We start from the raw sequence: 8,118 nt of genomic DNA, 5'->3' as shown, positions 1-8,118 counted from the left end.
AAAATGGTTTTGAAGGTTATTTCTTTTGCCTGTGCTGCAACAATATCAAATGGTGTAGGTTCTATTGGCATACCGACAAGAACAACGGTACCGCTAGGAGCTACATGCTCTGTTACATTTAAAATTACAGGAGCAGCACCTGTACATTCAAATGCAACATTAACACCCATGCCAGATGTTAACTCACAAACCTTAGCTGCTAATTCTTCTTTATTCTTACTATTTATTGGGTGAAGACCAGGATACTGTTTTGCTATAGCGAGTTTTTCATCGAATAAATCACAGATGATCACATCTGAACATCCTCCAGAAAGCGCTGCAAGTGCTGTGAGAATGCCTATAGTGCCGGCACCGTAACTAAACCAATATCACCTGGCTTAATTTCAGCTTTAGTTGCTGCCTGCATACCTATAGCCAATGGCTCAACCCATTGCGCCTTCAGCATAGGACACGTTATCTGGAAGCTTAAATGTAAAAGCTGCAGGGTGCACAACAGTTTCGCACAGACATCCATCAATTGGAGGAGTGGCCCAGAATCTTACTTCAGGATCTAAATTATAAAAACCAGATAGTGTTTGAATGGATGACATATTTGGAATGCCAGGCTCCATACAAACCCTATCTCCAACTTTTAGATTTTTAACGTTATTTCCAATCTCAACAATTGTTCCTGAAGCTTCATGACCTAATACCATTGGCTTCTCTACGACAAAGGATCCTATTTTTCCGTATTGGTAATAGTGACAATCACTACCGCATATACCTACGGTATTGATTTTAATTTTGACATCATTATCACCAACAACTGCAGGAGCTGGAACATCCTTTACTGCAATCTGCTTTGTGTGTTCTAAAACTAAAGCTTTCATAAGGCACTTCCTAAAATAATTTTATTAATGAACTTTTCCTGTTCTATTTTATAACTAAAAACAATTTACTATGAAACCGCCTAAATTTGATATTTCTCACAAAAATTTAGAAAATTTTTAACTATAAACCGCAAAAGTGATCAATATCTTATTTGAATCAAGCAGAATGATAAAATTTATTTCTAATTACTGTATTTTTATGTGATATACATCATATTTATAATAATAAAAATACACTATTAATAAGATTTCATTAGAATCTAAATTGTAATTTTTACAAAGATTGATTTTTTTGCTTAAAACATCATTCCAAAGAGATTTTCTATCAATTAGTAAAATATTTTTACTAATAAGATACTTTAGTAAACAATAAATATACGATTTAAAAAATCTCTTGGTACTGTTAAGATACCTACTAGCTCTTAACCTACAGAATAGTATTGGAGTTGCTGCAACGAAACGGTCATATAAGGATTGATTCATTTCGATGCTGGCGAGTTTAACAGTAAATACGCATAAACAAAATTAACATGTATTTTTCAACAAGGTCAGAGGTCACTGTGAAGCCGACAACATCAAAACAAAATCATAAAAAAGTCAAAGGGACCATTTATAGAGAAAAAACTGTAAGCAAAGAGTTAAGTGTTCCTAGACTTATCTGCACCCTAATTACGAGGCATGGCTTCACATCTAATCCAGAAATTGCCAACAAATATGGAATCTCTTTACCAACGGCTATTTCATATACAAAAGAGCTGACAGATCGAGGAGTGATAATTGCTGATGGCAAATGCTCCTCTACTGGAGGTAAAAAGGCAACTAAGTTAACATTCAACCCAGATCATATTATCTCCTTAGGCATCGACATCAAAAAAGAGTCATATGTTTTTTGTGCAATCGACTTTTGTAACAACATAGTACATATGGAATCCATAAATGAGGTCTTTGAATTTAAGGAAAAATACTTCTCCAAGCTAATAGCTGAATTTAAATGTTTCAAAAATAAAGTTATTGATCTAAAGTCAAATATTTCGATCAATAGAGGTCTCGGTATCAGCATTCCTGCAGGAATTATTAATCCTCCTATGGAGGCTCAATCCCATGCATTAAAGCTCGATTTTGTGGATTTGGGTGAGTTTTTAAAGATAGATGAGCATGATCTTTTTTTAATTAACGACTCAAACGCAGGAGCTATTGCAGAAACTAGTACTTATAGCAATGCTGCCAGCTTTATTTATCTATCTCTAGCCAAAACTGTAGGAAGTGGAATTGTAGTTCTAGGTAGACTGATGGAAGGTCTTAACAATAGAACTGGTGAGGTTGGACATTTAACCTTGGTTCCTAACGGAAGACTATGCTATTGCGGAAAGGAAGGATGTGTTGATCCATATTTAAATGAAAGTGCGTTACTTTCTGGTATAGATAAAAATATCGAAGAATTTTTTATAAATTTAAACACTAATCCTAGTTTAAATAGACTTGAAAGTTATAACCGATATATTAAGTATCTTGCAATTCTGATAAATAATCTAAACAACGCCTTGGATGTCAAAATCATTTTGGGTGGCACTATTGGTCCTCACCTCTATGACAGGCTTGATATTTTACAAAATGAGATTATGAGAATTGCATCATATCCTATAGACAACATCTTTTTAAAGCCAACTATATTTGAGCAACCTGCTGCTTTTGGTGCAGCTTTTGCGGCCAGAAAAAAGCATATAAAAAATCTTTAGTATATGAGTGCTCTAAAAATGGCTGTTTTTATAAATTATTGAAAGATTAGGAGGCTCTTACTTGATATAGATTCAAAGCTTTCAAGAAATATTTTAGTTTTTCTTATTATTGGAGTAAACTAAAGTATATTAAGTAGAGCTTAAGTGCCAAATTAATTTGAGGAGCTTATATGTTTAACAAACTGGCCTTAATATGTGCCATACCGTTTATGACCATGACGGCTAATGTCTATGCTGAAGAAGTTCCAGCTGCAGATCCAAATGCACTTGAAAATGCTATGACAGAGCAGGTTGAGGTTGGTTATTTTGATATAAAACCTGATATTGTTACTAACCTTGCTCAAAGCGATTCTAAAGAAAGGCTCCATTATGTTCGTCTCAAGGCCAATATCATGGTTATGGACAGTAATGATCTGCCACTGTTGCAGGAACGTGAAGCCTTAATTAAAGATACAATTATATCTATTCTCGGCTCCAAGGTTTTTTCTGATGTTAACAAACCAACATCAAGAGAAGAGATTAGATCAGAGTGTCTGCAGAAAATATCCGATATGATGTATGAAAAGGATGGCAGAAATATTGTGCAGGACTTTTTAATTATCAATTTCCTCTATCAGTAATTAATACATCAAGAGGAAATTTTAAAATATCTAAAGCTCAGGCCTAGAACCTGAGCTTTTTCATATCAAAATAGCCAACAGCCAGACCTACAAGCAGTCCGCCTAAATGGCAGATATTAGCTACACCGCCCAATAAAAAGCCAATACCTATAAATATAACCGACACAGTCAGAAGCCCCTGTGGCATATATAACTCATCTGGTAGATCCTTGCGGCGTGAGAGCATAGCCATATAACCAATAACCGCATAAACCACGCCAGAGAGTCCACCAAAAATGGATCCTGTTTCATGGTTTTGCAGTAAAAACTGCAGGGCATTTGATATAAGTCCTGAGGATATAACCAAGGATAATATCTTTACAGTGCCAATTTTATTTTCTATGCCGCGAGCAAAGGCCTCAAACATAACGAGATTAAAGGCAATGTGCAAAATAGAAAAATGTACAAAAATTGGAGTTAAAAGTCTCCATATTTGAGCACTATCCGTTATCTGCCTTATATCGTAAAGACACAGCAGTGCATAGACACTGTTGGCATCAAACAGACCATAGACATAGGCAATGACACAGATAACTTCAATGGCTGTAACCACAGACAGAAAGTTAAAGCGCACCAGAGCTGTCTGCAGATAGGTCATAAGCCCATTGGCTCTTGCCATTTCTCTGGCCTTAGAGGCTGTACTGCTCTGTGTAAAGCTCTTGTTGCAAAATGACAGAAGTTCAATTTTTGCTCTTGAAACATCTTTTTGATTTGCAACATAGATACCAATGCTAGCCCCGCTAAAGCGTGTTGCACAGTCAATACCCAAAGACTGCAGACGGGCGCAGAACTCTACGCCTGTCTGCTTGTTTGGTACCAGACCCACAAAATGCGGGTATGTTATATCATCTACTATCTTGAATTGAGCCACTTCATATACTCAGCTACGCCCTGAGCTACAGTTTTAAACTCTATGTCGCATCCTGATGCTCTAAGCTTGGTTAAATCCGCCTCGGTAAAGCACTGATAATGACCTACGAGGTGCTCTGGGAAGTCAATAAACTCGACCTCTCCTCTGCCGTGATACTTGATTACAGCCTTGGCAATATTTAAAAACGGCTCGGCTCTGCCTGTACCACAGTTGTAAATACCTGATGGACCGTTATGTTCCCAGAACCATAGGTTTACCTTGCACACATCCTCAACGTAAACAAAGTCACGGGTCTGGCCGCCGTCTGGATAGCCCATACAACCTTTAAACAGTTTTGGATTTTCGCCCTTTAACATCTGATTGTTTAAATGGAAGGCAACGGATGCCATAGATCCTTTATGATTTTCACGTGGTCCGTATACATTAAAGTATCTAAAACCTACAACCTGAGAATTGATATGTGGTAGTCTTGAGCGCACATATTCATCAAAGAGGAATTTTGAATAGCCATAGACATTCAAAGGTGCCTCATTGACTCTGTTTTCAACAAATACAGAGCCGCCGCCGTATGTGGCTGCAGATGATGCATATAAAAATGGAATCTTATGACTTACGGCAAACTCAAAGAGAGTTACTGTATACTCATAATTGTTGCGCATTACATACTGACCATCCCACTCGGTAGTTGCAGAGCAGGCGCCCTCATGGAATATGCCCTCAATGTCTCTTATATTAAATCTTGCGGCAAAAGCCTTTTCATCCTTAATCAGGGCTAGAAAATCGTCCCTGTCCATGTAATCTGCAATATCCAGATCAACAAGATTTGTAAATTTGTGTCCGTCTTTTAAATGGTCAACAACTAAAATATCTTTGCGACCTCTGTCATTTAAAAGCTTGACGATATTGCTGCCGATAAAGCCGGCACCGCCAGTCACTATAATCATATTGCCACCTTAAATTTCATCTTTTCCATCTGATTATATAATAGTTATCTTTGCTCTTAATAAAAACTAAAAAAAATACTGCCACAAAGTGGCATGATATTCATAAAAGCCAAGTTAATATAAATTTGCTACAATATCTAAAAACAAGGATTTACAGCATGCAAACAGCTACACGAATACTTATTATCTGCCCGTCATGGCTTGGCGACATCATCATGAGCCAGAGTCTGTATAAAGTTTTAAAACAACTCTATCCTGGATGTATTATCGATGCCTTTGCTCCTGCCTGGACCATACCGGTGCTCAAGCGTATGGAAGAGGTGGACAATACCATTGAAAATCCATTTGGTCATGGCGTGTTTGATCTGCTAAGAAGAAAAGTTGTGGGCAGATCGCTCAAGGGCAATTATGATATGGCCTTTATTCTGCCAAATTCATTTAAGTCAGCCCTGATTCCATATTATGCCGACATTAACTACAGACGTGGTCTTAAAGGCGAATCGCGCTATGTTGTTATCAACGAGATGCGAAAAAACAAAGAAGATTTTCCTTTGATGGTACAGCGCTATGTCTCTCTTGCCTATTCAAATGAAGAGGTTAAGACAGCATCTGATCTGATGGACTTTGAATATCCAAGCCTTAAGGCCTATCCTCCATCTGAAGAGCTAATTGTCAGACTTAATCTTAAAACGGACAGAAAGTTTATTGCCATAGGCTGCGGTGCCAACTATGGCCCTTCAAAGCTTTGGCCTTTTGAATACTATGCTGCAGTATGTGAGCACTTTATTAAAAAAGGTTATGCCATTATGGCTCTTGGCTCACAAAAAGATAAAGACAGTGTTGAGCAGGTTCTATCTCACATAGGCTCTGAATATAAACCTTATTTTTATGATGTAGCAGGTAAGACCGATCTTACCGAGGCTCTTGATATTCTGACTTTATGTGCAGGTGCTGTGGTCAATGACTCAGGGCTTATGCATTCGCTTGCAGCTCTTGATATTCCTCAGGTATGCATCTTTGGCTCCACCTCCACAGGCTATACACCGCCACTGTCTAAAAAGGCTATATGTGTCGAGTCTGACGAGCCATGTCATCCATGCTTCAAGCGCGAGTGTAAATTTAAAACCTATGCCTGTCAGAAAAATATAAAACACTCTACGGTTATAGAAAAGTTAGAAAGTCTGCTTGAACATGAGAATACTTAGCTTTTTCATACTTTTAATCTATAAGCTTTTAACCCTGATAGCTCTTATACCAGGAGTTTTATTCCTATGCTATAAAAAAAGACGCGATCCTCCCTATGGCAGGAGGGTCATGGAGCTCTTTGGCTTTTGCCCGTACAGATTTAAAAGAAGCATATGGTTTCACACAGTAAGTGTGGGTGAGGTAATAGCTGCAAGACCTCTTATCAATAATTTTGTAAAGCGCCATCCTAAATTAAATATTATTGTAACCACCACAACTACCACAGGTGCCCTAGAGGCACAGAAAATAAAGGGCATTACCCATATTTTCGCGCCGCTTGACAGTTCTCTTGCTCTTGGTATTTTTACCTCAAGAGTAAAACCATCCCATCTTTTTATCATGGAGACAGAGCTGTGGCCAAATATGCTTGATATCTGCCACAGACATAAGGTCAATGTCACTGTGTTTAATGCCAGAATGCCTGAGAAAACCTGTCTTAAATATGAAAGATTCAAGTGGCTGGTCAAAGATCTTATTGCAAGAAAAATATCCATGGTTATTGCTCAGACACCTGATGATGCCCAGCGTTTTGAGCGCATAGGTATAAATAAAGATAGAATCTTTGTAGCCAATTCTCTTAAGTATGATTTAGTGCCAAATGATGATCTCTTCAAAGAATCCTATATGTTTAAAAAGGCTCATGACAACTATTTTGTCATAGGAGCCATATCAACACATGATGGAGAGGAAGAGCAGATCCTTGAGGTTTTTCTCTCTTTGTATGATATGTATCCGCATCTGCGTCTAGTGCTGGTGCCGCGCCACAAAAGCGGTGTGGACAGGGCTATTGCCTTTTTAGATGAAGTCAATACCAGATATGTCAGAAGATCACAGGCGCACAAGTTTACCGAGCTCTTTACAGAGTCAGTCATTATAGGCGACACCATGGGTGAGATAGAACTCTACCTTGGTCTGTGCAACATTGTATTTATGGGAGGCAGTCTTGTAGATATAGGAGGCCATAATCCTCTTGAGCCTGCCTACTTCTCTTTGCCTGTAATTACAGGTCCTTACTATTATAATTTTAAGATGCAGTTTGAGGACATGATTGATGCAAGAGCAGCCTATCTTGCCAATGATGAAAAGAGACTGTATGTACTACTTGAAAACTTTATAAATGATACAGAGCTATGCACCAGAACCGGCCTTAAAGCACTTGATGTACAGGAAAAAGGCCGTGGTGCAATAGCAAAAACTCTTGAGCTTTTTGAAGTGGCGCTTAAAAAGTAGCTACTTCATAGCCATATTATTGATAAAGTCTACATAATTTCTGGCGCTTACTGCTATTGCAGAGGCATCAACTGACTCGCCCTCTGAGGTGTTTGCGCCATAGAATGCATATACACCTTTAAAGTCAGCACCGCAGTATTTAAGTGCCTGAATATAAGGGCGCACATAATCCTCAAGAGAGTATTGAGCTCCGGCATTTACATCATATTTTTCAGCAGCACCGCCTGTAGTTACAGCCAAAGCCACATGTTTACCCTCAAGTTTGTTGCCACCCTTGTAGGCCCAGCCTGCTGTAAGTACTGTATCAAACCAGGACTTGAGCATAGGAGGTGAGTTAAACCAGAAAAGAGGAAACTGAAACACAACTGCACCGTTGTTCTCTATAAGAGAGTGTTCCTGTCCGACATTGATAGGTGCATGAGGATATGAGCTTTGCAGGTTATGAATCAGAATATCATCAGGATATTTGCGTAATTCATCAATCCATCTGCGATTTACAACTGAACGATCAAAATAAGGATGATCTACTATAATTAGTGTCTTCATTTTATATCCATTCCTTAT

General features: G+C 38.2%; 9 protein-coding genes. 4 read left to right on the top strand and 5 right to left on the bottom strand.

Annotation, left to right across the window (positions count from 1 at the left end):
- Together DRZ93_RS13720 and DRZ93_RS13715 are read right to left on the bottom strand one after the other, a co-directional pair.
- Positions 1 to 293: zinc-binding dehydrogenase (locus tag DRZ93_RS13720; RefSeq protein ID WP_245933806.1), on the bottom strand; the 293-nt coding region annotated here is incomplete at its 3' end.
- A gap of 129 nt (positions 294 to 422) precedes the next feature.
- Entirely contained in the window at positions 423 to 869 is a 447-nt protein-coding gene (locus DRZ93_RS13715) for an alcohol dehydrogenase catalytic domain-containing protein (RefSeq protein WP_218564290.1), read from the bottom strand.
- 560 nt (positions 870 to 1,429) lie between these two features.
- Between DRZ93_RS13715 and DRZ93_RS13000 the strand changes: the two genes are divergently transcribed.
- Positions 1,430 to 2,605, top strand: a complete 1,176-nt coding sequence (locus tag DRZ93_RS13000; protein WP_113745427.1) for an ROK family transcriptional regulator — start codon at positions 1,430 to 1,432, stop codon at positions 2,603 to 2,605.
- A gap of 170 nt (positions 2,606 to 2,775) precedes the next feature.
- Positions 2,776 to 3,225 carry a flagellar basal body-associated FliL family protein gene (locus DRZ93_RS12995; protein WP_113745428.1) on the top strand — a complete coding sequence of 150 codons (450 nt, stop codon included), beginning with the start codon at positions 2,776 to 2,778 and terminating at the stop codon, positions 3,223 to 3,225.
- A gap of 43 nt (positions 3,226 to 3,268) precedes the next feature.
- Here the strand turns inward: DRZ93_RS12995 and DRZ93_RS12990 are convergent, their stop codons facing one another.
- Both DRZ93_RS12990 and rfaD read right to left on the bottom strand, forming a co-directional pair.
- Positions 3,269 to 4,135: a rhomboid family intramembrane serine protease gene (locus DRZ93_RS12990; RefSeq protein ID WP_113745429.1), complete on the bottom strand. Its 867-nt coding sequence runs from the start codon at positions 4,133 to 4,135 to the stop codon at positions 3,269 to 3,271.
- Positions 4,117 to 5,079: an ADP-glyceromanno-heptose 6-epimerase gene (gene rfaD / locus DRZ93_RS12985; RefSeq protein WP_113745430.1), complete on the bottom strand. Its 963-nt coding sequence runs from the start codon at positions 5,077 to 5,079 to the stop codon at positions 4,117 to 4,119. The genes DRZ93_RS12990 and rfaD overlap by 19 nt, the downstream gene beginning before the upstream one ends.
- Before the next feature lie 158 nt (positions 5,080 to 5,237).
- Here rfaD and waaF point away from each other — a divergent pair, with 158 nt between their 5' ends.
- Together waaF and DRZ93_RS12975 are read left to right on the top strand one after the other, a co-directional pair.
- A complete protein-coding gene (gene waaF / locus DRZ93_RS12980; protein WP_113745431.1) occupies positions 5,238 to 6,284 on the top strand; it encodes a lipopolysaccharide heptosyltransferase II in 1,047 nt (348 codons plus the stop codon).
- Positions 6,271 to 7,554: a 3-deoxy-D-manno-octulosonic acid transferase gene (locus tag DRZ93_RS12975; RefSeq protein WP_113743240.1), complete on the top strand. Its 1,284-nt coding sequence runs from the start codon at positions 6,271 to 6,273 to the stop codon at positions 7,552 to 7,554. Before waaF ends, DRZ93_RS12975 begins: the two co-directional genes overlap by 14 nt.
- Here DRZ93_RS12975 and DRZ93_RS12970 read toward each other — a convergent pair whose 3' ends face one another.
- Positions 7,555 to 8,100, bottom strand: coding sequence for an NAD(P)H-dependent oxidoreductase (locus DRZ93_RS12970; RefSeq protein ID WP_113743241.1), 546 nt, complete (start codon positions 8,098 to 8,100; stop codon positions 7,555 to 7,557).
- Positions 8,101 to 8,118 lie beyond the last annotated feature (18 nt).

The organism is Anaerobiospirillum thomasii, assembly GCF_900445255.1.
Taxonomy (GTDB): domain Bacteria; phylum Pseudomonadota; class Gammaproteobacteria; order Enterobacterales; family Succinivibrionaceae; genus Anaerobiospirillum_A; species Anaerobiospirillum_A thomasii.
The sequence above is the reverse complement of the archived record's forward strand: the minus strand, read 5'-3'. Positions and strand labels throughout refer to the sequence as shown.